Here is a 24,744-nt window from a genome sequence, read left to right on the forward strand (position 1 = left end):
CAATGGTCCCCGCAAACCACGTAGTCAATGGGAGCGATTGGCTACTTAATTTGCAATGGCCCCCGCAAACCAAGTAGTCAATGAGCGAAATTGGTTACTAAATTTACCGGACCCTTCATTTTTCTATTACTTTGAGATACACATACACTTGGCTGTTGCAATAAACACCAGCTCCCATATTAATCACTATTAGTGATTGCGGATAGTAAATATATAATAGCGGTAAAAAATGTGACAAAAACCGAATGGAATAGTGAAAACTTCCTCTTTTTTGTGTACAGGAAGTGACATACTTCTGTTCCCTTGATACGTTATACTTTTTCGTAACGGACACTAGAATTCCAATAAATACAATTTCTTATGTCCAATAGCTTTTATGAATCACGCTGCAACAAACTTAATAGAAACGGTCTTAGGAAGGGGGGAACAAGGTGACCGTCTACCTTGATGTAATCTGGGTATTAAACGTGTTATTTGATAGCCTCCTTTTGTTTTTAACAGCGATAATCTTGAAACGTCAAGTTTCAATTTGGCGCATTACTGCCGGAGGAATAATTGGCTCGATTATTGTTTTATTAGCCGTAACTCCACTCCAGTCTATTTCAGGGCATCCGCTCACCAAGTTGCTTTTTTCTATTGTCATGGTCTTTATAGCTTTTGGATACAAAAGATTTCGTTATTTTATTTCTGGGCTCATGACTTTTTACTTCACTACATTTCTCATTGGAGGAGCCCTAATAGGCACGCATTACTTTGTCAATTTTGATTTTAAATTATCATCATCTGTAATGCTTGCCAGTGTAAAAGGATTTGGAGATCCAATTAGTTGGATGTTTGTGCTCTTAGGTTTCCCAATAGCCTGGCATTTCTCGAAATCAAATATCGAGAGAATAGAAACTGTTAAAATTCAGGCAAATCATTTCGTAAAAGTAAAAATTCAGTTGGACGATTTGAAGCTAGAGTTAACAGGATTGGTTGATAGTGGAAATCAGCTATATGATCCGATTTCTAAAGCTCCCGTTATGTTTGTCTCGATAAAGAATTATAGAGAGGGGTTACCTGAAGAGATTATTCGATTGACTGAAAACCCAGAGGCAATCATGTTTGGAGAAGAACAGGCACCGAGCCAGCTAGAAGGAAGGATGAGAATTATACCTTGTAAGGTGGTCGGAAAAGAGCATCAGCTCATGCTTGCCTTAAAGGTCGATCAAATTATCATCGAGCAGGAAGATCATCGATTTATCAGAAAGAATGACTTAATTTCCTTCACAATGCAGGAGCTATCAAGTGAGGATTCTTTTCAATGTATCGTTCATCCGAAAATGCTTTCAGGACCTAAAGAGTACACCACAACAAAAGTAAGCTAATAATACTATACTCATTAAAATTAATATTTAGAAGGTGAGGATATTTAATGAAAAGAATCAAACTACGCCTTTACTATTATTGGTATAAATTATTGATGAAGCTTGGTTTAAAAAGTGATGAAGTCTATTATATTGGTGGAAGTGAGGCATTGCCACCTCCATTATCGAAAGAAGAGGAGGAGGTGCTGCTTAAAAAACTTCCAAACGGTGACAAAACTGCACGTTCGATGCTAATAGAACGGAACCTACGACTTGTAGTTTATATAGCTAGAAAGTTTGAAAATACCGGAATTAATATTGAGGACTTAATCAGTATCGGCACAATCGGGCTGATAAAGGCGGTAAATACATTTAATCCGGAAAAGAAAATCAAATTGGCTACATATGCCTCCCGTTGTATCGAAAATGAAATTTTAATGTATTTACGAAGGAATAATAAAATTCGTTCAGAAGTTTCCTTTGATGAACCATTAAATATTGATTGGGACGGTAATGAGCTGCTGTTGTCAGATGTATTAGGGACTGAGGATGATATTATCACCAAGGATTTAGAAGCGAATGTGGATAGAAAGCTGCTCTTAAAAGCGCTTCATCAATTATCTGACCGTGAAAAACAAATTATGGAGTTGCGTTTTGGTCTTGGGAGTGGGGAGGAAAAAACGCAAAAGGATGTAGCAGATATGCTTGGGATTTCTCAATCATATATATCCAGATTAGAAAAAAGAATTATCAAGCGGCTGCGCAAGGAGTTTAATAAAATGGTGTAAAAAGAATGAAAATTCTCCTATGTCAGCTTTAAAAAGTTATCTATAGTAAAAAATATTTTTTTCGGCAATCTTTCCCAATCATGCAAGCCTTTTTCGAGTTTTTCATGATTTCCTTTCATAAGGCTTGTGCATATTTTTCCTTCTTGCGGAGATACTGTTTTTTGTACAGCAACTCCTGTGAGGAGGGAATGGATTGACTCGAAACAAAGTTGAAATTTGCGGGGTTGACACATCAAAGCTTCCAGTTTTAAAAAATGAGGAAATGAGAGAACTCTTCAAGCAAATGCATAAGGGAGATATTACTGCACGAGAAAAACTCGTGAATGGCAATTTAAGATTAGTATTAAGTGTCATTCAACGGTTTAATAATCGAGGCGAGTTTGTTGATGACTTGTTTCAAGTCGGATGTATCGGTCTTATGAAATCAATTGATAATTTTGATTTAAGTCAAAACGTGAAGTTTTCTACTTATGCTGTTCCGATGATTATTGGAGAAATTCGCAGATACCTAAGGGATAATAACCCAATTCGGGTATCGCGCTCGCTTCGGGATATTGCTTATAAGGCCCTGCAGGTCAGAGAAAGATTAATGAGTGAAACATCCCGAGAACCGACAGCTGAAGAAATTGCTAAGGTATTAGAAGTACCACATGAGGAAATCGTCTTTGCCCTAGATGCAATTCAAGACCCTGTCTCATTATTTGAGCCAATCTATAATGATGGCGGTGATCCAATTTATGTAATGGATCAGTTAAGCGATGAAAAAAATAAAGATACTCAATGGATTGAAGAAATTGCCTTAAAAGAAGGCATGAGACGCTTAAATGAACGAGAAAAATTGATTTTGAGAAAGAGATTTTTCCAGGGGAAAACGCAAATGGAGGTCGCCGAAGAAATCGGAATCTCTCAAGCGCAAGTATCTCGTTTAGAAAAAGCGGCCATTAAACAGATGAACAAAAATATTCAACATTAAAGCTGCCAAATCGGCAGCTTTTCGTATTTTTAATATTATTTATAGCTAACTATACATATAATCTAAAAGAAGCTCTGTGAGGTGATCAGCATGGTTAAAATATCTGATTTTCAAATTAAAGATGTTGTCAATGTGTTTGATGGTAAACGTTTGGGGAATATCGGAGACATTGATATTAATCTTAATACGGGGAAGATAGATGCGGTGGTAATAGGCGGTACTGGTAAGGTGCTTGGTATTTTTGGGAAGGATGACCAAATTGTCATTCCGTGGAAAAATATTATCAAAATTGGTGAAGATGTTATTTTAGTTCGTTATCAAGCTTCACATGATAGTCAATTTCTGGAGGCTGAGTTAAAGTAAACGCTTTTTTACTGGGAGCGATTGGGGCAATGTGGTAAACTATAGGAAAATGTAATGAGGGATTAATTCATGGAGCCTTTTATTTTAAAAAGTTCATCATTTTTTGAAATTGATGAATGGACTAGAGAATTTCCTGATTTAGTTGCCGGTTTTACAACGAAGCATGGGGGGATTAGTAATGCCCCATTTGCTTCGTTGAATTTTGGGTTTCATGTTGGTGATGACCAAAATACTGTCTGTGAAAATAGATCCCGGTTGGCGAGGATTATTGATTTTCCACTTAATCAATGGGTTGGTGCTGAGCAGACCCATGAAATTAACATTCGCAAAGTGACAAAATCAGACTGTGGCTATGGAGCATTTTCTTATGATGATGCTTTTAAAGCGACTGATGGATTTTATACAACAAATGAAGGGATTCTTTTAACGCTTGCCTATGCTGACTGTGTACCTTTATATTTTTTTGCACCGAAACAGAAGATAATTGGAGTTGCTCATGCCGGCTGGAAGGGGACAGTATCGGGAATTGGAGCGGAAATGATTTCGATTTTACAAAGGAATGAAGCTGTCCGTCCAGAAGAGGTACAAGTAGTAATTGGACCATCGATTTGCGGAAATTGTTATGTCGTAGATGAACCTGTCATATCTCATTTGCAAAATAGGCTAGAAGCTGTCGAAGAAAAACCGTATAATTTAATAGGAGACAATCAATACCAACTTAATCTGCGCGAAACAAACCGTTTTTTATTAATCGAGGCTGGTGTGCAGGAAAATCATATAAAACAGACACAATTGTGTACGAGTTGTCATCATGATGTGTTTTTTTCACATCGGAAGGACAAAGGAAAAACTGGAAGAATGATTAGTTTTATTGGCTGGAAGGAGGCCTAGTAATTGAAATGAGCGTTACAGCAAATTTACAAGCAATCCAGCAAAAAATCCAAGCTGCTTGTGAAAAAACAGGCCGAGGGCCGTCTGAAATAAAGATTATTGCCGTTACGAAATACGTGAGTGTAAAACGTGCGCAAGAAGCAGTAGAGGCTGGCGTGGCTCATTTAGGTGAGAACCGAGATGAAGGTCTGCTTGAAAAATGGTCTATTTTACAGGACAAGCCTACTTGGCATTTTATCGGTACGCTGCAAACAAGAAAGGTTAAAAATATTATCGATAAGGTTGACTATATTCATTCACTAGACCGGCTATCGCTTGCTGCAGAAATAAACAAGCGGACGAAGAAACCTATAAATTGCTTTGTACAGGTCAATACTTCTGGAGAAGAGTCAAAACATGGTCTTAATCAGGATGAAGTAATTGATTTTGTAAAATCGTTATCAGCGTATCCAAATATTATCGTTGCAGGCTTAATGACAATGGCACCAAATACAGAGGATGAAGCAATTTTACGAAGTTGCTTTCAAAACTTAAGAAAGCTAAAGAATTCTATTACTGATTTGAATCTCGACTATGCTCCATGTAAGGAGTTATCGATGGGAATGTCAAATGACTTTGAGATTGCAGTTGAAGAAGGCGCGACAATGGTTCGAATCGGTACGGCGTTAGTCGGAAATGAGTCTTTAGGAGGTGAACAAAGATGAGCATCAAATCGAAACTTAAAACATTCTTTTTCTTAGATGATGAGGATTATGAATATGAGGAAGTTGAGGACAATAATATTCAGGAGCCTAGGCGTGAAATAAAGCCATCTCCGCAAAATGTATCTAAGCAAAATATCGTCAGTCTTCAAAGTGTTCAAAAGTCGTCTAAGCTTATCTTATGTGAACCTCGTGTTTATGCTGAAGCACAGGAAATAGCTGATCATTTGAAAAATCGCCGCTCGGTTGTGGTAAACCTGCAGCGCAGTGATGCTAATCATGCAAGACAGATTGTAGACTTTTTAAGTGGCACAGTCTATGCGATTGGCGGAGAAATTTCAAAAATAGGCGCTGATATATTCCTTTGTACTCCAGATAATGTTGAGGTATCAGGTAATATTACCGAATTTCTACAAGAAAATGACATCCATCATTCGAGGTGATTAATTAATGAGTTTTGTATTTGAGGTATTAGTCCAGATTATTCAAATATATTCTTGGGCATTGATAATTTATATTTTATTGTCGTGGTTTCCTAATGCACGTGAATCAGGGTTTGGCCGTTTTTTAACAAATATTTGTGAGCCATACCTAGAGCCGTTCCGTCGGATTATTCCACCGCTAGGAATGATTGATATTTCACCAATCGTTGCTATTCTCGTACTCCGATTTGCAACAAGTGGATTATATCAATTATTTGCTTGGTTAGCATAAAGACAAAGGCTCTCCTTATTGAGCAGAGCCTTTTTTCATTGCTTCATAAGTAACATGATGAAGGGTGCTTTCATGAATATTTATCAGCATTTTCGACCGGAAGAGCGCGGCTTTATCGATACTATTATCGATTGGAAGGGCTATGTGGAAGCTTCCTATTCTCCAAAGCTAACCGACTTTCTAGACCCGCGTGAACAGCAAATTGCCAAAACAATCATTGGGGAGCATGGGGATGTCCTCATTTCATTCTTTGGTGGAGTGGAAAATAGTGAACGGAAACGGGCCATTCTTGCTCCTGACTATTTTCAGGCTACTAACGATGAATTCAAGATCTCTCTTTATGAAATCGAATATCCTTCAAAATTTGTAACAATTGAGCACCGCCAAGTATTGGGCTCATTAATGTCGTTAGGACTAAAACGGAGTAAGTTTGGGGATATTTTATTTCACGGAAGCACTGTCCAATTTTTCGCGACAATGGAAATTCGTGATTACATTGAGATGGAATTAAAATCGATTGGCAGGGCACAAGTTCGACTAAAGGAAATTCCGTTAGAAAACGCCTTGATGGTGGATGAGAATTGGCAAGAACTTTCAATTACCAGTTCATCACTACGCTTGGATACTTTAGTGTCTTCCATCTATCATATTTCTCGCCAAAAAGCTCAAGTTTTAATAAGCCAAGGTTTAGTTAAAGTAAACTGGACAATTGTTGAATCTGTATCGTTTGAATGTGGTGAAGGGGATACATTGTCGGTAAGAGGCTATGGTCGAGTTAAGATTTCTGCAATCGAAGGAAAAACAAAAAAGGACAAATGGCGAATTTTAGCGAAACTACTAAAATAAATTTCGTTTATAAAGAAGGAATATAAAGGGTACTGTCGAATATTTGAATATACATACGAGTCTTGATTTGGAGGTGGCGTTATGCCGTTAACACCGTTAGATATACACAATAAGGAATTCAGCAAGGGATTTCGAGGCTATGATGAAGATGAAGTAAACGAATTCCTTGATCAAGTTATCAAAGATTATGAATTATTAATCCGAGAAAAGAAGGAATTAGAAGAAAGATTAAAGGATCAAACTGAGAGACTAGGTCACTTTTCAAGCATTGAAGAGACCTTAAATAAATCGATTGTGATTGCGCAGGAAGCGGGCGAGGAAGTTAGACGTAATGCGCAAAAGGAAGCAAAGCTCATTATTAAAGAAGCAGAAAAAAATGCTGATCGTATTGTAAACGAATCTTTAACAAAGGCAAGAAAAATTGCCTTGGAAATAGAAGATTTGAAAAAACAATCTAAAGTTTTCCGTACTCGTTTTAAAATGCTAATTGAAGCGCAGCTTGATTTATTAAAAAATGACGATTGGGATCATTTATTACAATACGAATTAGATGCATCTGAATTAAAAGCTGCAGAAGAAGATTCTTTAGCGTAACTTGACGAACGAAAGGCAAATCGCATATAATGTCATCACAAAAGAATGTTAATAATTTTTGACGATGATAGGGACAGTACGTTTTTTCAATAACTTTTAAAAGCGAACCGGGGGCGGTGAAAGCCCGGGAAAGTTGAAAATTCGAAAAATCACCCTTGAGTTCCAAGTTGAACGCTATTTAAGGATAGTCTAAGTAAGCTATGGCGTATATTCACGTTACGAATAACTAGTGGACAGAAGCATTTTGCTCTGTCAATTAGGGTGGTACCGCGGGAAACCTTCTCGTCCCTTTTTTGTGGGATGAGAAGGTTTTTTTATGTTTATTTTTATTAATGGTACCGTTATTTGGAATGCGAATCACTCAAAAAGTCTATATAAATAACATTCCATAGGAGGAAAAGAAATGGAGTATAAAGATACATTATTAATGCCGCAAACTGAGTTCCCAATGCGTGGAAACCTTCCAAAGCGCGAACCAGACATGCAGGCAAAGTGGGAAGAAATGAATATTTACAAAATGGTACAAGAACGAACAAAAGGCAGACCGATGTTTGTTCTTCATGACGGACCGCCATATGCAAACGGCGATATCCACATGGGCCACGCTTTAAACAAAATCCTTAAAGATTTCATCGTACGCTATAAATCAATGAGCGGTTTCCAAGCCCCATATGTACCTGGTTGGGATACGCATGGTTTACCAATTGAGCAAGCATTAACAAATAAAGGCGTAAAACGGAAGGAAATGAGCATCGCTGAATTCCGTAAGCTTTGTGAGAAATATGCATATGAGCAAATCGAAAACCAACGCGGTCAATTTAAACGTCTAGGTGTACGCGGTGATTGGGAAAATCCATACATCACACTTAAGCCAGAATACGAAGCTCAGCAAATTAAAGTGTTTGGTGAAATGGCAAAGAAAGGCTATATTTACAAAGGTCTTAAGCCAGTTTATTGGTCTCCATCCAGTGAGTCAGCACTTGCTGAAGCTGAAATTGAATATCAAGATAAGCGCTCTGCTTCCATTTATGTGGCGTTTAATGTGAAGGACGGAAAGGGTGTCTTGGATAGCGATACAAAAATCGTCATCTGGACAACAACTCCTTGGACGATTCCAGCTAACCTTGGTATCTCCGTTCACCCTGACTTAACTTATGTAGTTGTTGAAGTAGACGGAAATAAATTTGTTGTGGCAGAAGCTTTATTAGAGTCAGTAACTAATGAAATTGGCTGGGAAAACCCAAATGTTGTTAATAAAGTGAAGGGTAGCGAGCTTGAATATGTTGTTGCACTTCATCCAATTTATGGTCGTGAATCTCTTGTTATGCTTGGTGAGCATGTAACAACTGATGCCGGTACTGGCTGTGTTCACACTGCACCAGGCCACGGGGAAGATGACTTCCACGTTGGGCAAAAATATGGTCTTGATGTCTTGAATCCAGTAGATGATAAAGGACACATGACTCATGAAGCGCCTGGATTTGAAGGTTTATTTTACGAAAATGCTAATAAGCCAATCACTGAAAAGCTTGAAGAAAATGGTGCATTATTAAAGCTTTCATTTATCACACACTCTTATCCGCATGATTGGAGAACTAAAAAACCGGTTATCTTTAGAGCAACTGCCCAATGGTTTGCTTCAATTAAGGATTTCCGCAATGAGCTCCTTGAAGCGGTAAAGGAAACAAAATGGGTACCTGAATGGGGCGAAACTCGTCTATTCAATATGGTACGTGATCGTGGCGATTGGTGTATTTCACGTCAACGTGCATGGGGTGTACCAATTCCTGTATTCTATGCTGAAAATGGTGACGCAATCATTACGGATGAAACGATTGCACATGTATCTGCAATGTTCCGTGAACATGGTTCAAATATTTGGTTTGAGCGTGAAGCTAAGGACTTGCTTCCAGAAGGCTTTACTCATCCAGGTAGCCCGAACGGTGAATTTACGAAAGAAACGGATATCATGGATGTTTGGTTTGACTCAGGTTCATCTCACCAAGCAGTTTTAGAAGAGCGTGATGACTTGCAACGTCCGGCCGATCTTTACTTAGAAGGATCTGACCAATATCGTGGCTGGTTTAACTCATCATTATCAACTGGTGTTGCGGTTACTGGTAAAGCTCCATATAAAGGTGTATTGAGCCACGGCTTTGCTCTTGACGGTGAAGGTAGAAAAATGAGTAAATCAATCGGAAACGTTGTTGTACCAGCAAAGGTAATGCAACAGCTTGGTGCCGATATCCTGCGTTTATGGGTTGCTTCTGTTGATTATCAGGCAGATGTTCGCGTATCTGATGCAATTCTTAAACAGGTTGCCGAAGTTTACCGTAAAATCCGTAACACATTCCGTTTCTTGCTTGGAAATCTTGCTGATTTCAATGCTGAGACAGATGCGGTTGCGTTCGAGGAGCTTCGCGAAGTGGATCAATTTATGTTGGTCAAATTAAATAAAGTGATTAAAACTGTTCGCGATTCTTATGAAAATTATGAATTTGCAACTATCTACCATGCAGTTAATAATTTCTGTACATTAGACTTAAGCTCATTCTATTTAGATTTCGCAAAAGACGTACTATATATCGAAACAAGTAATAATCATGAGCGTCGCGCCATTCAAACTGTACTTCATGAAAGCTTAATCGCCTTAGTGAAGCTAGTAACGCCAATTCTCCCTCATACTGCTGATGAGGTTTGGGGTTATATTCCAACTGCGACAGAAGTGAGTGTCCAATTAACGGATCTTCCTGAATACCAGGAGCTTCCAAATGCAAGCAAGCTTGAGGAAAAATGGACATTATTTATGAAGCTTCGTGATGATGTGTTAAAAGCGTTAGAGGAAGCTCGTAATGAAAAGGTAATTGGAAAATCTTTAACAGCTAAAGTAACGCTTTATGTTAATGAAGCAACAAGAGAATTGCTCGATTCTATTGATGAGAATTTGATGCAGCTCTTTATTGTATCAGGCTTCGAAGTGGCTGGCACGTATGGAGATGCACCAGAAAATGCTGTGAAGCTAGACAATGCGGCGATTGTGGTCACAAAAGCGGAAGGCGAAACTTGTGAACGTTGCTGGACAGTTACGACTGAAGTCGGTCAGGATAGTGACCACCCAACGCTTTGCCCTCGCTGTGCAACAGTGGTAAAAGAAAATTATTAAGAAATGTGTTTTGATTGTGGCTAACCGTTTTTGGTTAGCCCTTTTTTCATTACCCAAGAGATCGAGAAAAGTGAGCTAGGGTAATGAAAAAGTGATTTGAATTACCCTAGAGCCAAAAAAGAGTCGCTAGGTAAATACAAAAAGGATTTGAATTACCCTAGAGCCAAAAAAGAGTCGCTAGGTAAATACAAAAGTGATTTGAATTACCCTAGAGCCAAAAAAGAGCCGCTAGGTAAATACAAAAGTGATTTGAATTACCCTAGAGCCAAAAAAGAGTCGCTAGGTAAATACAAAAAGGATTTGAATTACCCTAGAGCCCCAAAAGACGCGCTAGGTAAATACAAAAAGGATTTGAATTACCCTAGAGCCCCAAAAGACGCGCTAGGTAAATACAAAAGTGATTTGAATTACCCTAGAGCCAAAAAAGACGCGCTAGGTAAATACAAAAGTGATTTGAATTACCCTAGAGCCCCAAAAGACGCGCTAGGTAAATACAAAAAGGAAAATTCCCACTACTCATCGTCCGTCATCGACCTCCACAAAAATCGCATCCATCGATTTCCACTTCCACTAATACTTGTGGCATTTGACAATAGTTTAAATGTTACTGAAAATACAATCCGGTCATAATAAAGTCAAATGAACCAATCGGAGGGATAGAGATGGAAGCGAAATTAGCAAAGCTTTATACCGAACTCCGTACAACCAGCGAAGAATTATTAAAAAGAATGGAAAGCAGTAATGGTTCAAATGAAATTCAAGAAATCTTAAAGGAAGAATTGAATGATATAGAGGCAACGATGGTAAAAATAAAAACAGGACAGTATGGAATTTGTGAAATGTCCGGAGAAATGATTCCAGCAGAGGTTCTTAAAATCATGCCGACAATTAAGTCATTAAAGGATATTGAAGGGTTAAACAGTTTTTTTCGAAAACCAATTAACACAATTTGAAAAAAATATCGTTTTTGTCTGGAGTATGCTAAAATGCAAAGGTATAGATTTGTCGAGAGTTGGAGGTTGCCTTTGTGTTTTATTACATAATAGCTTTATTTGTCATTATTCTTGATCAACTAACCAAGTGGTTGATTGTTAAAAATCTAGAGCTTGGTGAAAGCATACAGATTATCGAAAATTTTCTTTATATTACCTCTCATCGGAATAGAGGCGCAGCATGGGGAATTTTACAAGGACAAATGTGGTTCTTTTATGTTATTACGGTAATTGTGATTATAGGTATTGTTTTTTATATCCAAAAGGTTGTAAAAGATAAATGGCTAGCAGGTGTTTCACTTGGATTAATGCTTGGTGGAGCAATAGGGAATTTCATTGACCGAGTTTTCCGTAAAGAGGTCGTTGATTTTATTAATACCTACATATTTGGCTATGATTTCCCAGTATTTAACATTGCGGATTCTGCTTTGGTAATCGGTGTTATTTTGCTGATGATTCAAATGTTTCTTGAAGAGCGGGAATTAAAGAGAGCAAAAGAGGAGTAATTTAATGGAAAGTTTAGCGTATACAGTCCCAGAGGAACAGAAAAATGATCGGATTGATAAAGTAATTTCTGGCTTAAATAATGAATGGTCACGAACACAGGTTCAACAGTGGATTAAAGAGGGACATATTCTCGTTAATGGCACAGGTGTGAAAACAAATTATAAGTGTCATATCGGTGATGAATTAGTTGTTAATATTCCTGAACCTGAAAGTTTGGATGTTGAAGCGGAAGAAATGGATTTAGATATTTATTATGAAGATTCAGATGTATTAGTCGTTAACAAGCCTAAAGGAATGGTGGTTCATCCAGCACCAGGACACTTAAGTGGGACACTTGTAAACGGGTTGATGGCTCATTGCAAGGATCTATCAGGAATAAATGGTGTTCTCAGACCAGGGATTGTGCATAGAATTGATAAGGATACATCAGGGCTACTCATGGTTGCAAAAAATGATTTAGCTCATGAAAGCTTGGTCAATCAATTAGTAAATAAGACTGTCGTTCGAAAATATAAGGCAATTGTTCATGGAAATATACCTCATGATTACGGAACTGTTGATGCACCGTTAGGACGTGATCCAAAAGATCGCCAGAGCATGACAGTAGTAGATAACGGCAAGAATGCTGTTACGCATTTTGAAGTATTAGAGCGACTCGGTGAGTTTACGTTAATTGAATGTCAGCTCGAAACTGGAAGAACACATCAAATTCGTGTTCACATGAAATATATTGGCTATCCTTTAGTTGGAGACCCAAAATATGGTCCGAAGAAAACTCTTGATATTAACGGTCAGGCTCTTCATGCAGGCATATTGGGTTTTAACCATCCACGTACAAATGAATACCTACAATTTGAAGCACCGCTTCCGTCTGATTTTATGTCCGTATTGGAACAACTGCGAAATAATCGTTGACAAAAATCGACTCTTATTTTAAGATAGCAATAGTTAATAGAACCTTTAATACAGTCCCGTGAGGCTGAGAAGGAAACGGATATCTTTTGGGGGATTTTTGTGTAGAAATCCTCAAGAGTACTCTTTGTGTACGCACACCCTCTCGCTAACTCGGCGAGAGGGTTTTTGGTTTATCCAGCTCCAGCTCCAGCGCCAAGGCGCTTCTGCTTTTATTTAAATCTTTCAGAGAGGAGGGCACAACACCATGAGCCAAAAAGCGATTGTATTAGATGAACAAGCAATACGGCGCGCACTAACAAGAATAGCCCATGAAATTATTGAAAGAAATAAAGGAATAAAAAACTGCATATTAGTTGGAATTCGTACTAGAGGAATTTACTTAGCAGACCGCTTAAGTGCCAGAATTGAACAAATCGAAGGTACAAAGGTACCGGTCGGTGAAATTGATATTACATTATATCGAGATGATTTGACTAAAATAACAGTAGATCAAGAACCAGTTGTAAAGGGCAACAATATCCCGATTGATATCAACAATCAAATTGTGATTTTAGTAGATGATGTATTATTCACGGGGAGAACAGTCAGAGCTGCGATTGACGCAGTGATTGACCTTGGCAGACCAGCAGCCGTCCAGCTGGCGGTATTAGTGGACAGAGGTCATCGCGAACTGCCAATCAGAGCAGATTATGTTGGGAAAAATATTCCAACCTCTAGTTCCGAAAAAATCGTTGTCGAATTAACAGAAGTAGATGAGAATGACCAAGTAAGTATATATGACAAATAAATAACCCTTTTAAATGCAGTCCTGTGAGGCTGGCAAAAGGGGGGAGGGCAAACCACAACAATGTGTTTCGCCAACGCTTTCATAACCCTCTTTTGCCCAAGGCAAGAGAGGGTTATTTCATAAAGGAGAGGTAGAAACATGAGTAAACCAGCATTAGATATCAACGAAGTACCCACACCCGGAAAATGGTTAACACTTAGTCTCCAGCACTTATTTGCGATGTTTGGCGCAACCATCCTTGTTCCGTATTTAGTCGGATTAAGTCCATCGATTGCCCTCATCTCAAGTGGTTTAGGTACGCTTGCCTTTCTCATCATTACAAAATGGCAAGTACCAGCTTATCTCGGATCTTCTTTTGCATTCATCGCACCAGTCATTGCTGCTAAAGCAAGTGGTGGTCCTGGCGCTGCGATGATAGGGACCTTCTTGGCCGGCTTGGTCTACGGTATGGTCGCTCTCGTAATCAAAAAACTTGGCTATCGCTGGATAATGAATTTACTTCCACCAGTGGTAGTAGGACCGATTATAATCGTCATTGGTCTTGCTCTATCAGGAACTGCCGTAGGAATGGCAATGAATAACCCTGATGGAGATTACAGTTTATTGCACTTCTCGATTGCCCTTGTAACATTAGCAGCAACAATTATTTGTTCAATATATATGAAAGGGATGTTAAGTCTAATCCCGATTTTATTCGGAATTGTAGTAGGCTACATCTATGCTCTAGCTGTTGGAGTGGTTGATTTTTCTCCGGTACAACAAGCTAAATGGTTTGAAATGCCAGACTTTATCTTCCCATTTGTTGATTATAAAGTAAAAGTAACAGCTGAACTTATTCTCTTGATGGTTCCAGTAGCAATCGTTACTTTATCAGAACACATTGGACATCAGCTTGTGTTAAGTAAGGTAGTTGGTCGTGATTATATAAAAAATCCTGGCTTACACCGCTCCATTTTAGGAGACGGAATGGCAACAATGATTTCTGGTTTAATTGGTGGACCACCGAAAACCACCTATGGTGAAAATATTGGTGTCCTTGCCATCACTAAAGTTTATAGTGTCTATGTATTAGCAGGTGCTGCGGTCATTGCGACAATCTTCGGGTTTGTTGGTAAAATCACTGCATTAATATCGACGATTCCAACGCCAGTAATGGGCGGAGTATCGATTCTCCTGTTTGGTATAATCGCTTCATCAGGTTTAAGAATGCTTGTTGATAGTAAAGTAGATTTTGGTAATAATCGTAATTTGATGATATCGTCTGTTATACTTGTAATTGGAATAGGTGGAGCATTCATCAAAATTAGTGACGACTTCCAAATTCAAGGAATGGCACTTGCAGCCATCATTGGAGTGCTACTCAATCTGATCCTACCTGGTCGAGAACCAGTAAAAGATGATATGTTTGAAACAGAATCTAACGAAGCCATTTCGTAAGTACCTTTTAATTAAGTCCAGAGAGACTTACAAGGGTGATAAACAAAATGATTGGAAAATGTGCACTAGTATGCCTTTTTCCAAACCTTAACGAGTTCATTTTGACACCCAGATGATTTGTATTCTGGGTGTCTTTTTTAAAAAAATAAGGAAGAAAATTCCACCAAGGAGATGGGAGTAAATGACTGATTTACTTAAAACTACGGAGCTTTCAACCGAAGATATTAAAACAATCTTGATAGATGCACAGCGCTTTGCCCAAGGCGAACAATGGACACCTGAAAAGCCAACCTATGTTGCCAATTTGTTTTTCGAACCAAGCACAAGAACAAAAACAAGCTTTGAAATGGCTGAAAGAAAATTAGGGTTACAAGTCATTCCGTTTGAAACAGGTCGCTCAAGTGTTCTAAAGGGAGAGACTTTGTATGACACAGTCAAAACGTTAGAATCAATTGGTTTGGACGCTGTCGTAATCCGACATGAACACGATAATTATTTTGATGAATTAAAGGATAAATTCAAGTTAGCGATTGTTAATGCAGGCGATGGTTGTGGCCACCATCCTACCCAATCATTACTAGATCTATTAACCATCCAGCAAGAGTTTGGTCGATTTGAGGGCTTAAAGGTTGCCATCATTGGTGATATTCGCCATAGTCGCGTTGCACGCTCCAACGCTGACGCACTTGTTCGTCTCGGGGCACAGGTAGTTTTTTCAGGACCTGAGGCTTGGTTTGATGAAGAAATGCCACAAGGGTGTATAATGGAACCGATAGACCGCGCAATTTCGACAGCAGATGTCGTAATGTTGCTTAGAATTCAACATGAACGTCATAATGGGTCGGAAACAGCTGATTTAGATGAGTATCATCGTCAATATGGCTTAACCGTTGAAAGAGAACAAACGATGAAGCAGGGTAGTATCATCATGCATCCAGCACCGGTTAATCGAGGCGTCGAAATAGCAGATTGCTTAGTTGAAGGGAAGCGTTCAAGAATCTTTAAGCAAATGCAAAATGGGGTCTTTGTCAGAATGGCGGTGCTCAAGCGAGTTTTAGAATCATCACAAGGGGGTAGTGAAAATGTCGTACATAATCAAAAATGGTCAGTTACTTACTGAGACAGGTGAATTAACAAAAGTAGACTTGTTTATTGACAAAGGGGAAATTATTGAAGTAAATCAAGACATCAATCGCGAGGCTGATGAAATCATCGATGCAAATGGGCTCTTGGTCGCTCCAGGTTTTATCGATGTTCACGTCCATCTTCGTGAGCCAGGTGGAGAAAAGAAGGAAACAATCGCTACCGGAACGATGGCAGCAGCTAAAGGCGGTTTTACAACGGTTGCAGCCATGCCAAATACAAGACCTGTTCCAGATTCAAAGGAACAGCTACAAGCATTAAATCAACGTATTAGCGAAACAGCAGCGGTTCGTGTGCTGCCATATGCTTCGATTACAGTGAGAGAGCTTGGTCAAGAATTAACCAATTTTGAAGAATTAAAAGAAGCTGGTGCATTTGCCTTCACTGATGATGGCGTCGGAATTCAAGAAGCTAGCATGATGCTTCAAGCAATGAAAAATGCTGCCGCTTTAGACATGGCGATTGTCGCTCATTGCGAAGACAACTCATTAATTAATAAAGGTTGTGTCCATGAAGGTGAATTTTCAAAAGCTAACTCTTTAAACGGAATTCCGTCAGTGTGTGAATCCGTACAAATCGCACGCGACGTGCTGTTAGCTGAAGCAGCTGATTGTCACTATCATGTATGCCATATCAGTACAAAGGGTTCTGTTCGCGCAGTAAGAGACGCAAAGCGAGCTGGAATTAAAGTAACAGCAGAAGTAACACCACATCACTTATTACTATGTGATGAAGATATCCCAGGCTTAGATACGAATTACAAAATGAATCCGCCACTTCGTGGAAGTGAAGATAAAAAGGCGCTTATCGAAGGGTTGCTTGATGGAACGATTGATTTTATCGCAACTGATCACGCTCCACATACTGCTGAGGAAAAAAGTGCAGGAATGCAGCTGGCTCCATTCGGAATTGTTGGCTTAGAAACTGCCTTCCCGCTTTTATATACACATTTTGTAGAAAAAGGAATCATTACGCTAAAACAATTAATAGATTACTTAACGATAAAGCCGGCAGAAACCTTCAAGCTTCCTTTTGGAAAAATTGAAGCTGGAGCCGCAGCTGACCTTGTACTTCTCGATTTACAACACAAGGAAGCAATTGATTCAAGCAAGTTTCTTTCTAAAGGAAAAAATACACCTTTTGATGGCTGGGAATGTAAAGGCTGGCCAGTGCTTACAATCGTCGCAGGAAAAATCGTATGGAAAAAGGAGAGAGTCGATATATGAAAAGGCAATTGATACTCGAAGACGGAACGATCATGGTCGGTGAAGGATTTGGTAGTGAAGTAGATACAATCGGAGAGGTCGTTTTCAATACCGGGATGACCGGTTATCAGGAAATATTGTCTGATCCATCTTATTGCGGTCAAATCGTTACCCTAACATATCCGTTAATTGGTAACTATGGGATTAACCGTGATGATTTTGAATCGATTCAACCAGCGATTAAAGGTTTTATTGTGAAGGAAGTTTGTGATTTTCCATCAAACTGGCGGAATGAATTATCGCTAGACGAATATTTCAAAATTAAAAAAATCCCAGGAATCGCAGGGATTGATACGAGAAAATTGACTAGAATCATCCGTAACCACGGTACATTAAAAGGTGCCATCTGCAGCATAGAAGAAGATGCGTCAAAAGTTGTCGAAATGTTAAGAGAAAAGCCGTTAGAAACGGATCAGGTGAAACAGGTCTCGACTGTTACACCATATGCTAGTCCAGGGCGTGGCAACCGTGTTGTCCTTGTTGATTTTGGTATGAAACATGGAATTTTACGTGAGCTTAACCAACGTGACTGTGATGTAATTGTTGTTCCTTACCACTTCACAGCAGAGCAAATACTACAATTAAGTCCTGATGGAGTGATGCTTTCCAACGGACCTGGGGATCCAAAAAGCGTTCCAGAAGCAAAAGAAATGATTGCGGGTCTAATCGGAAAAGTTCCATTATTCGGAATTTGCCTAGGACACCAACTATTCGCTTTATCATGTGGTGCCAATACAGAAAAAATGAAGTTCGGTCACCGTGGATCTAACCACCCTGTAAAAGATTTAGCAACAGGCAAGGTTTCATTAACTTCGCAAAACCATGGTTATACAGTTGAAGATGCATCAATTGCTGGAACCAACCTTGAAGTAACCCATATTGCCTTAAATGATGGCACAGTAGAAGGCTTAAAGCATACACAATATCCAGCATTCACTGTCCAATTCCATCCAGAAGCTTCACCTGGACCGGAAGATACAAACGGATTATTTGATCGTTTCTTAAATATGGTAGAAGAACACAAACAAGAGAACGGGAGAGTGCTAAATAATGCCTAAACGTACCGATATTAATAGTATTTTAGTAATTGGGTCAGGTCCGATTATCATCGGTCAAGCCGCTGAATTTGACTATGCGGGAACTCAAGCATGTATGGCACTGAAAGAAGAAGGCTATCGTGTTATTCTTGTAAACTCAAACCCTGCAACGATTATGACTGATACAGAAATTGCCGATGCAGTATACATTGAGCCGTTAACAGTTGAATTTATTTCACGAGTTATCCGTAAAGAACGTCCAGACGCACTTGTACCGACATTAGGAGGCCAAACAGGTTTAAACCTTGCAGTTGAATTAGCAGAGTCTGGGATTCTTGAAGAATTAAATGTCGAAATATTAGGAACTAAGCTATCTGCGATTAAGCAAGCAGAAGACCGGGAGCTGTTCAGAGATTTAATGAATGAGCTAGGTGAGCCAGTTCCAGAAAGTGATATCGTCCATACTTTAGAGGAAGCCTATCGTTTTGTTGGTGAAGTTGGCTATCCTATCATCGTTCGTCCTGCTTACACATTAGGTGGTACAGGTGGAGGTATTTGCCATAACGAAGCAGAATTAATCGAAATCGTAACAAGCGGTTTAAAAAATAGTCCAGTTAACCAATGTTTACTTGAGAAAAGTATTGCTGGGTTTAAGGAAATCGAATATGAAGTAATGCGCGATGCCAACGACAGTGCGATTGTTGTGTGTAACATGGAAAACATCGACCCGGTTGGTATTCATACAGGCGACTCAATCGTTGTGGCACCAAGCCAAACCTTAAGTGATCGCGAATATCAATTATTAAGAAATGTATCGTTAAAAATCATTCGTGCGTTAGGAATCGAGGGTGGTTGTAACGTTCAACTAGCGCTTGACCCAGACAGCTTTAACTACTACATCATTGAAGTTAACCCACGTGTAAGCCGTTCATCAGCACTAGCATCAAAAGCAACTGGCTACCCAATTGCTAAGCTTGCTGCAAAAATTGCTGTTGGCTTAACGCTTGATGAAATGATGAACCCTGTAACTGGAAAAACTTATGCATGCTTTGAACCAGCACTTGATTATATCGTTACGAAAATCCCACGCTGGCCATTTGATAAATTTGAATCAGCAAACCGACTTTTAGGTACGCAAATGAAAGCTACTGGTGAGGTCATGGCAATTGGTCGTACCTTTGAGGAATCGCTATTAAAGGCTATTCGTTCACTTGAGGCAAAAATTTACCATTTCGAGCTTAAAGAAGCAGATCAAGTTGATGATGGTTTAATCGAAAAACGGATTAAGAAAGCAGGCGATGAGCGCTTATTCTACATCGCTGAAGCATTAAAACGTGGTGTAACGATTGAAACAATTCATGAATGGTCTAAAATTGATTTATTTTTCCTTAAGAAATTTGAAGGAATTATCAAATTTGACGCTGTTGTTGAACAAAATGCGTACGATGTTGAAGTAGCAAGACAAGCTAAGGAAATGGGTTATTCTGATAAAACTTTAGCAGCTAAATGGAATGCAAAGGAAATCGATGTTTACAACTGGAGAACAGAACAAGGAATTGTTCCTGTCTATAAAACAGTCGACACTTGTGCAGCTGAATTTGAATCAGAAACACCATATTTCTATGGAACGTACGAGGACGAAAATGAATCGCTTGTAACGGAGCGCGAAAGTGTCATCGTGTTAGGTTCAGGTCCGATTCGTATCGGTCAAGGAATTGAGTTTGACTACTCAACAGTTCATGCAGTTTGGGCGATTAAAGAGGCAGGCTATGAAGCCATTATCATTAACAACAACCCTGAAACAGTTTCAACTGACTTCAGTATTTCCGATAAATTATACTTTGAGCCACTGACAATTGAAGATGTAATGCACATTATCGATTTAGAAAAGCCGCTTGGAGTTATCGTTCAATTCGGTGGTCAAACAGCTATCAATCTAGCAGGCCAGTTGGTTGAAAGAGGCGTGAAGATTTTAGGAACTTCCTTAGAAAATCTTGACCGAACTGAAGACCGAAATCAATTTGAAGCAGCTCTTTCACAGCTTGGCATTCCACAGCCAAAAGGAAAAACGGCTTTAACAGTCGAAGAAGCTGTTGCTGTTGCAACTGAAATTGGCTATCCAGTGCTCGTTCGTCCTTCCTATGTTTTAGGTGGAAGAGCGATGGAAATCGTTCATAAAGAAGATGAGTTAAGATTTTACATGAAGAATGCGGTAAAAGAAAACTCTGATCCAATTCTGATTGACCGTTATGTAACAGGAAAAGAAATCGAGGTTGACGCGATTTGTGATGGTAAGGATGTAGTGATTCCAGGGATTATGGAGCACATCGAACGCGCCGGAGTCCACTCAGGGGATTCCATCGCCGTTTATCCGCCACAACGAATCACTGATACTGTGAAGGCAAAATTGATTGAGTATACGGATACATTGGCTAAAGGCTTAGGAATCATCGGCTTACTAAACATTCAATACGTGGTTGCAGGTGAAGATGTATTCGTAATTGAAGTAAACCCACGTTCAAGTAGAACTGTGCCATTCTTAAGTAAAATTACGAACGTACCGATGGCTAATATCGCGACAAAAGTAATTTTAGGTCATAGCCTTGCTGAACAAGGGTATGAGTCAGGCCTTGTTCCAGAAAAGAAAGGTGTATTTGTAAAAGTACCAGTCTTCTCATTCGAAAAGCTTCGTCGTGTTGACATTACGCTTGGACCTGAAATGAAATCAACTGGGGAAGTAATGGGTAAAGATTTAACGTTTGAAAAAGCTTTATACAAAGGCTTTGTAGCGGCAAAAATGAATATTAAAAAATCAGGAACAGTGTTATTGACTGTTGCCGATAAAGATAAAGCAGAAGCATTACAGCTTGCGAAACGATTTGCTGCCATTGGCTATCAGCTATTAGCTACTAGTGGAACAGCAACTTACTTACAAGAAAACAGCATTCCAGTGATGGTAGTTGAAAAAATCGATGCGAGTGATTCAAATCTCCTTGATGTGATCCGTAAAGGTGAAGCACAGTTAGTCATCAACACATTTACTCGAGGAAAACAACCAGAACGCGATGGCTTCCGCATTCGTCGTGAATCAGTTGAGAACGGGGTGCCGTGCTTAACATCATTAGATACTGCTGATGCTATTCTACGAGTGATTGAATCAATGACCTTCTCTGCAGAAGCGATGGAAAGCGCTCCTGAGGTGCGAAAGGCGGTCTTAATGTGATCAAAAAAGAGCAATGTACCGTTATTAATCAACAAGAAATCGCAGCAGACGTATTTGAACTAACGTTACAAGGTGAAGTGGTGCTCGAAATGCAGGAGCCTGGGCAATTTGTTCAGTTAAAGGTTACAAACGCAATTGATCCATTATTAAGAAGACCCATTAGTATTTCGAATATAGATAAAGACAACTCTCAATTTACAATGATTTATCGGAAAGAAGCGAAGGGTACGACGCTTCTTTCCCAGAAAAAAAGCGGAGATACTGTCGATGTACTTGGACCACTTGGGCACGGTTTTCCAGTTGAGGAAACTCAGGCTGGTGAAACGGCTCTATTAATTGGCGGTGGTATCGGCGTTCCGCCACTGTATGAATTATCAAAGCAATTAGTAAAGAAGGGAGTCAAGGTGATTCATGTCCTTGGCTTCCAAACTGAATCGGTTGTATTTTATGAAAACAAATTTGCTGAGCTTGGGGCAACATATGTAGCAACGGTCGATGGAACACATGGAACACGTGGCTTTGTAACTGATGTTATTTCTGGTGAAGGCTTGGAGTTTGATACTCTTTATGCTTGCGGTCCAAAACCAATGCTAAAGGCCCTCGAGAGTGGTTTTCATGACAAAAAAGTGTTCTTGTCTTTAGAAGAGCGAATGGGCTGTGGTATTGGTGCGTGCTTTGCTTGCGTCTGCCATACCGGTGATAACCCAGAGGGACATTCCTATAAAAAGGTTTGCACAGATGGTCCAGTATTCCGAGCAGGGGAGGTTGTCATATGAGTTCATTAAATATCGAATTGCCAGGTTTATCATTAAAGAATCCTGTGATACCTGCTTCCGGATGCTTCGGCTTTGGAAAAGAGTACGCCCAGTTGTTTGATCTAGATAAATTGGGTGCGATTATGATTAAGGCGACTACAAGTGAGCCGCGTTTTGGAAACCCAACACCACGTGTTGCTGAAACTGAAGCAGGGATGCTCAATGCGATTGGCTTACAAAACCCCGGTTTAGAGAAGGTTATGAACGAAGAGCTTCCATGGCTGGCTGAGCGTTATTCTGTGCCAATTATTGCTAACGTCGCTGGTTCAAAGGAAGAGGATTATGTTGAGGTGGCACGAAAAATTTCTACAGCTCCAAATGTTCATGCATTAGAGCTAAATATTTCATGCCCAAACGTTAAAACTGGCGGAATTGCTTTTGGAACCTGTCCGGAAACGGCAAAACGGTTAACAAAACTTGTCAAAGAGGTTTCCTCTGTACCGGTTTACGTAAAATTATCACCTAATGTCACGAATATCGTTGAAATTGCCAGAGCTGTTGAAGCGGGTGGTGCAGACGGAATCACAATGATAAATACTTTGCTCGGCATGCGCCTTGATTTGAAAACAGGAAAGCCGATTTTAGCTAATCGTACCGGTGGTTTATCGGGTCCGGCAATTAAACCGGTTGCCATCCGAATGATCCATGACGTCAGTCAAGTCGTATCGATTCCAATCATCGGAATGGGCGGAATTTCTTCAGCGGAAGATGTCATCGAGTTTTTCTATGCGGGAGCAAGCGCTGTTGCAGTCGGAACAGCAAACTTCGTTGATCCATTTGTTTGTCCAACCATTATTGAAGAGTTACCTGATCTTTTGAAAAAATTAGGCTATGAGCACATTTCAGAATGTACGGGAAGGAGCTGGGGACGCCATGAAAAACTCGCTCATCATCGCTCTTGATTTTGCGTCAAAGCAAGAAGTATTCCAGTTTCTTGACCGGTTTGAAGGAGAATCCTTATTTGTAAAAGTTGGAATGGAGTTATTTTATCAAGAAGGACCTGCGATCATTTCTGAGCTAAAAGAGAAAAATCATCAGGTATTTCTAGATTTAAAGCTTCATGATATACCAAATACGGTTCATAAAGCAATGAAGGGGCTAGCACGACTTGGTGCTGATTTAGTCAATGTTCATGCAGCTGGTGGCAGTGAAATGATGAAAGCAGCCATCGCAGGTTTGGAGGCTGGTACTCCAAGTGGTTTAGTACGCCCTCGTTGTATTGCGGTTACACAGTTAACGAGCACATCAGAGGAACAAATGCGTGCTGAGCAGTTGATTCCAGTATCAATTGAGGAATCAGTGCTTCATTATGCCAGTGTGGCGCAAGGTTCGGGAATGGATGGAGTCGTTTGCTCAACGTGGGAAGCCGGAAAAATCCGCTCTGAGCTTGGTCCAGACTTTTTAACAGTAACCCCTGGAATTCGCTTAAGCTCTGATGCGACACAGGACCAAAAACGAATCGCAACGCCGGAAACTGCTAGACTTGCGGGAGTATCATCGATTGTTGTTGGTCGACCAATCACACAGGCTAGTGACCCTGTTGCAAGTTACAAACGCATCAAGGAAGCTTGGGAAGGAGTTAGTTTAACATGAAACGTAAAATTGCTGAAAGACTATTAGAAATCGAAGCGGTGGCACTTCAGCCGAATGATCCATTTACTTGGGCATCTGGCTTACGCTCACCAATTTATTGTGATAATCGCTTAACTCTGTCTTATCCTGCAGTGCGCAAAGAAATTGCGGGTGGCTTAAAAGCTTTAATTGAAGAAAATTTTGCAGGGGTTGAGGTAATCGCTGGTACAGCTACAGCAGGTATTCCACACGCTGCTTGGGTAAGTGATTTGCTAGATTTATCGATGTGCTATGTTCGTTCAAAGCCAAAAGGACACGGAAAAGGCAATCAAATTGAGGGACGTGTAGCAGCCGGACAAAAGGTTGTTGTTGTTGAAGACCTTATTTCCACTGGTGGCAGCGTCATTACCGCTGTTGATGCATTACGTGAAGCAGGCTGTGAAGTGCTTGGAGTTGTGTCAATCTTTACATACCAGCTTGCTAAAGGGGAAGAAATGCTTAAAGAAGCAGGTGTTAAAGCTGTTTCATTAACAGATTTCACAACGTTATCTGAAGTAGCTGAAGAAAAAGGCTATATTAAAGGTGAAGACCGTCAAACTCTAGCAGCTTGGCGCGTTGACCCAGCTGAATGGGGCAAGCAATTTGCTTAATTGATGGATGCTGAAATAGTGA

The 24,744-nt window shown here is 39.7% G+C and carries 25 protein-coding genes and 1 other annotated feature; all 25 genes read left to right on the forward strand.

Annotation, left to right across the window (positions count from 1 at the left end; translation table 11 throughout):
- Window positions 1-431 precede the first annotated feature (431 nt).
- Window positions 432-1,367, forward strand: a complete 936-nt coding sequence (gene spoIIGA / locus FXW34_RS00890; RefSeq protein WP_147531954.1) for a sigma-E processing peptidase SpoIIGA — start codon at window positions 432-434, stop codon at window positions 1,365-1,367.
- 47 nt (window positions 1,368-1,414) lie between these two features.
- Window positions 1,415-2,134 (forward strand): RNA polymerase sporulation sigma factor SigE, encoded by a 720-nt coding sequence (gene sigE, locus FXW34_RS00895; RefSeq protein ID WP_147531957.1) that lies wholly within the window; start codon window positions 1,415-1,417, stop codon window positions 2,132-2,134.
- Between the two features lie 193 nt (window positions 2,135-2,327).
- Window positions 2,328-3,107: an RNA polymerase sporulation sigma factor SigG gene (gene sigG / locus FXW34_RS00900; RefSeq protein ID WP_147531959.1), complete on the forward strand. Its 780-nt coding sequence runs from the start codon at window positions 2,328-2,330 to the stop codon at window positions 3,105-3,107.
- 90 nt (window positions 3,108-3,197) lie between these two features.
- Window positions 3,198-3,470, forward strand: coding sequence for a YlmC/YmxH family sporulation protein (locus FXW34_RS00905; protein WP_147531961.1), 273 nt, complete (start codon window positions 3,198-3,200; stop codon window positions 3,468-3,470).
- A 69-nt stretch (window positions 3,471-3,539) separates the two neighbouring features.
- Window positions 3,540-4,361: a peptidoglycan editing factor PgeF gene (gene pgeF / locus FXW34_RS00910; protein ID WP_147531963.1), complete on the forward strand. Its 822-nt coding sequence runs from the start codon at window positions 3,540-3,542 to the stop codon at window positions 4,359-4,361.
- Window positions 4,362-4,369: 8 nt separating this feature from the next.
- The gene (locus tag FXW34_RS00915; protein ID WP_147531965.1) at window positions 4,370-5,065 is read left to right on the forward strand and encodes a YggS family pyridoxal phosphate-dependent enzyme; all 696 of its coding nucleotides are present in this window, start codon (window positions 4,370-4,372) and stop codon (window positions 5,063-5,065) included.
- Window positions 5,062-5,505: a cell division protein SepF gene (locus tag FXW34_RS00920; protein WP_147531967.1), complete on the forward strand. Its 444-nt coding sequence runs from the start codon at window positions 5,062-5,064 to the stop codon at window positions 5,503-5,505. Before FXW34_RS00915 ends, FXW34_RS00920 begins: the two co-directional genes overlap by 4 nt.
- A gap of 7 nt (window positions 5,506-5,512) precedes the next feature.
- On the forward strand, window positions 5,513-5,776 hold the full coding sequence (locus FXW34_RS00925; RefSeq protein WP_147531969.1) for a YggT family protein: 264 nt from the start codon (window positions 5,513-5,515) through the stop codon (window positions 5,774-5,776).
- A 72-nt stretch (window positions 5,777-5,848) separates the two neighbouring features.
- Window positions 5,849-6,622 (forward strand): YlmH family RNA-binding protein, encoded by a 774-nt coding sequence (locus tag FXW34_RS00930; RefSeq protein WP_147531971.1) that lies wholly within the window; start codon window positions 5,849-5,851, stop codon window positions 6,620-6,622.
- A gap of 81 nt (window positions 6,623-6,703) precedes the next feature.
- On the forward strand, window positions 6,704-7,216 hold the full coding sequence (locus FXW34_RS00935; RefSeq protein WP_147531974.1) for a DivIVA domain-containing protein: 513 nt from the start codon (window positions 6,704-6,706) through the stop codon (window positions 7,214-7,216).
- 55 nt (window positions 7,217-7,271) lie between these two features.
- Window positions 7,272-7,509: a binding site (T-box leader), on the forward strand.
- Window positions 7,510-7,619: 110 nt separating this feature from the next.
- On the forward strand, window positions 7,620-10,379 hold the full coding sequence (gene ileS, locus FXW34_RS00940; RefSeq protein ID WP_147531976.1) for an isoleucine--tRNA ligase: 2,760 nt from the start codon (window positions 7,620-7,622) through the stop codon (window positions 10,377-10,379).
- A 96-nt stretch (window positions 10,380-10,475) separates the two neighbouring features.
- A complete protein-coding gene (locus FXW34_RS00945; protein ID WP_147531978.1) occupies window positions 10,476-11,009 on the forward strand; it encodes a hypothetical protein in 534 nt (177 codons plus the stop codon).
- Window positions 11,010-11,041: 32 nt separating this feature from the next.
- Window positions 11,042-11,332, forward strand: a complete 291-nt coding sequence (locus FXW34_RS00950; protein WP_147531980.1) for a TraR/DksA family transcriptional regulator — start codon at window positions 11,042-11,044, stop codon at window positions 11,330-11,332.
- A 74-nt stretch (window positions 11,333-11,406) separates the two neighbouring features.
- Window positions 11,407-11,877 (forward strand): signal peptidase II, encoded by a 471-nt coding sequence (gene lspA / locus FXW34_RS00955; RefSeq protein ID WP_147531982.1) that lies wholly within the window; start codon window positions 11,407-11,409, stop codon window positions 11,875-11,877.
- A 4-nt stretch (window positions 11,878-11,881) separates the two neighbouring features.
- Window positions 11,882-12,793: an RluA family pseudouridine synthase gene (locus FXW34_RS00960; RefSeq protein WP_147531984.1), complete on the forward strand. Its 912-nt coding sequence runs from the start codon at window positions 11,882-11,884 to the stop codon at window positions 12,791-12,793.
- A gap of 244 nt (window positions 12,794-13,037) precedes the next feature.
- Window positions 13,038-13,580, forward strand: a complete 543-nt coding sequence (pyrR, locus tag FXW34_RS00965; RefSeq protein WP_147531986.1) for a bifunctional pyr operon transcriptional regulator/uracil phosphoribosyltransferase PyrR — start codon at window positions 13,038-13,040, stop codon at window positions 13,578-13,580.
- A 138-nt stretch (window positions 13,581-13,718) separates the two neighbouring features.
- Complete coding sequence (locus FXW34_RS00970) at window positions 13,719-15,017, forward strand: solute carrier family 23 protein (protein ID WP_147531988.1); 1,299 nt, start codon at window positions 13,719-13,721, stop codon at window positions 15,015-15,017.
- A 181-nt stretch (window positions 15,018-15,198) separates the two neighbouring features.
- Complete coding sequence (locus tag FXW34_RS00975; protein ID WP_147531990.1) at window positions 15,199-16,137, forward strand: aspartate carbamoyltransferase catalytic subunit; 939 nt, start codon at window positions 15,199-15,201, stop codon at window positions 16,135-16,137.
- A complete protein-coding gene (locus tag FXW34_RS00980) occupies window positions 16,100-17,386 on the forward strand; it encodes a dihydroorotase (protein WP_147531992.1) in 1,287 nt (428 codons plus the stop codon). The genes FXW34_RS00975 and FXW34_RS00980 overlap by 38 nt, the downstream gene beginning before the upstream one ends.
- Window positions 17,383-18,483, forward strand: a complete 1,101-nt coding sequence (locus FXW34_RS00985; protein WP_147531994.1) for a carbamoyl phosphate synthase small subunit — start codon at window positions 17,383-17,385, stop codon at window positions 18,481-18,483. Before FXW34_RS00980 ends, FXW34_RS00985 begins: the two co-directional genes overlap by 4 nt.
- A complete protein-coding gene (gene carB / locus FXW34_RS00990; RefSeq protein ID WP_147531996.1) occupies window positions 18,476-21,685 on the forward strand; it encodes a carbamoyl-phosphate synthase large subunit in 3,210 nt (1,069 codons plus the stop codon). The genes FXW34_RS00985 and carB overlap by 8 nt, the downstream gene beginning before the upstream one ends.
- The gene (locus FXW34_RS00995; RefSeq protein WP_147531998.1) at window positions 21,682-22,461 is read left to right on the forward strand and encodes a dihydroorotate dehydrogenase electron transfer subunit; all 780 of its coding nucleotides are present in this window, start codon (window positions 21,682-21,684) and stop codon (window positions 22,459-22,461) included. Before carB ends, FXW34_RS00995 begins: the two co-directional genes overlap by 4 nt.
- Entirely contained in the window at window positions 22,458-23,402 is a 945-nt protein-coding gene (locus FXW34_RS01000) for a dihydroorotate dehydrogenase (protein WP_147532000.1), read from the forward strand. Before FXW34_RS00995 ends, FXW34_RS01000 begins: the two co-directional genes overlap by 4 nt.
- The gene (gene pyrF, locus FXW34_RS01005) at window positions 23,374-24,093 is read left to right on the forward strand and encodes an orotidine-5'-phosphate decarboxylase (protein ID WP_147532002.1); all 720 of its coding nucleotides are present in this window, start codon (window positions 23,374-23,376) and stop codon (window positions 24,091-24,093) included. Before FXW34_RS01000 ends, pyrF begins: the two co-directional genes overlap by 29 nt.
- Complete coding sequence (gene pyrE / locus FXW34_RS01010) at window positions 24,090-24,722, forward strand: orotate phosphoribosyltransferase (RefSeq protein ID WP_147532009.1); 633 nt, start codon at window positions 24,090-24,092, stop codon at window positions 24,720-24,722. The genes pyrF and pyrE overlap by 4 nt, the downstream gene beginning before the upstream one ends.
- Window positions 24,723-24,744: the final 22 nt, after the last annotated feature.

Source organism: Bacillus marasmi (assembly GCF_902168435.1).
Lineage (GTDB): Bacteria > Bacillota > Bacilli > Bacillales > Cytobacillaceae > Bacillus_BU > Bacillus_BU marasmi.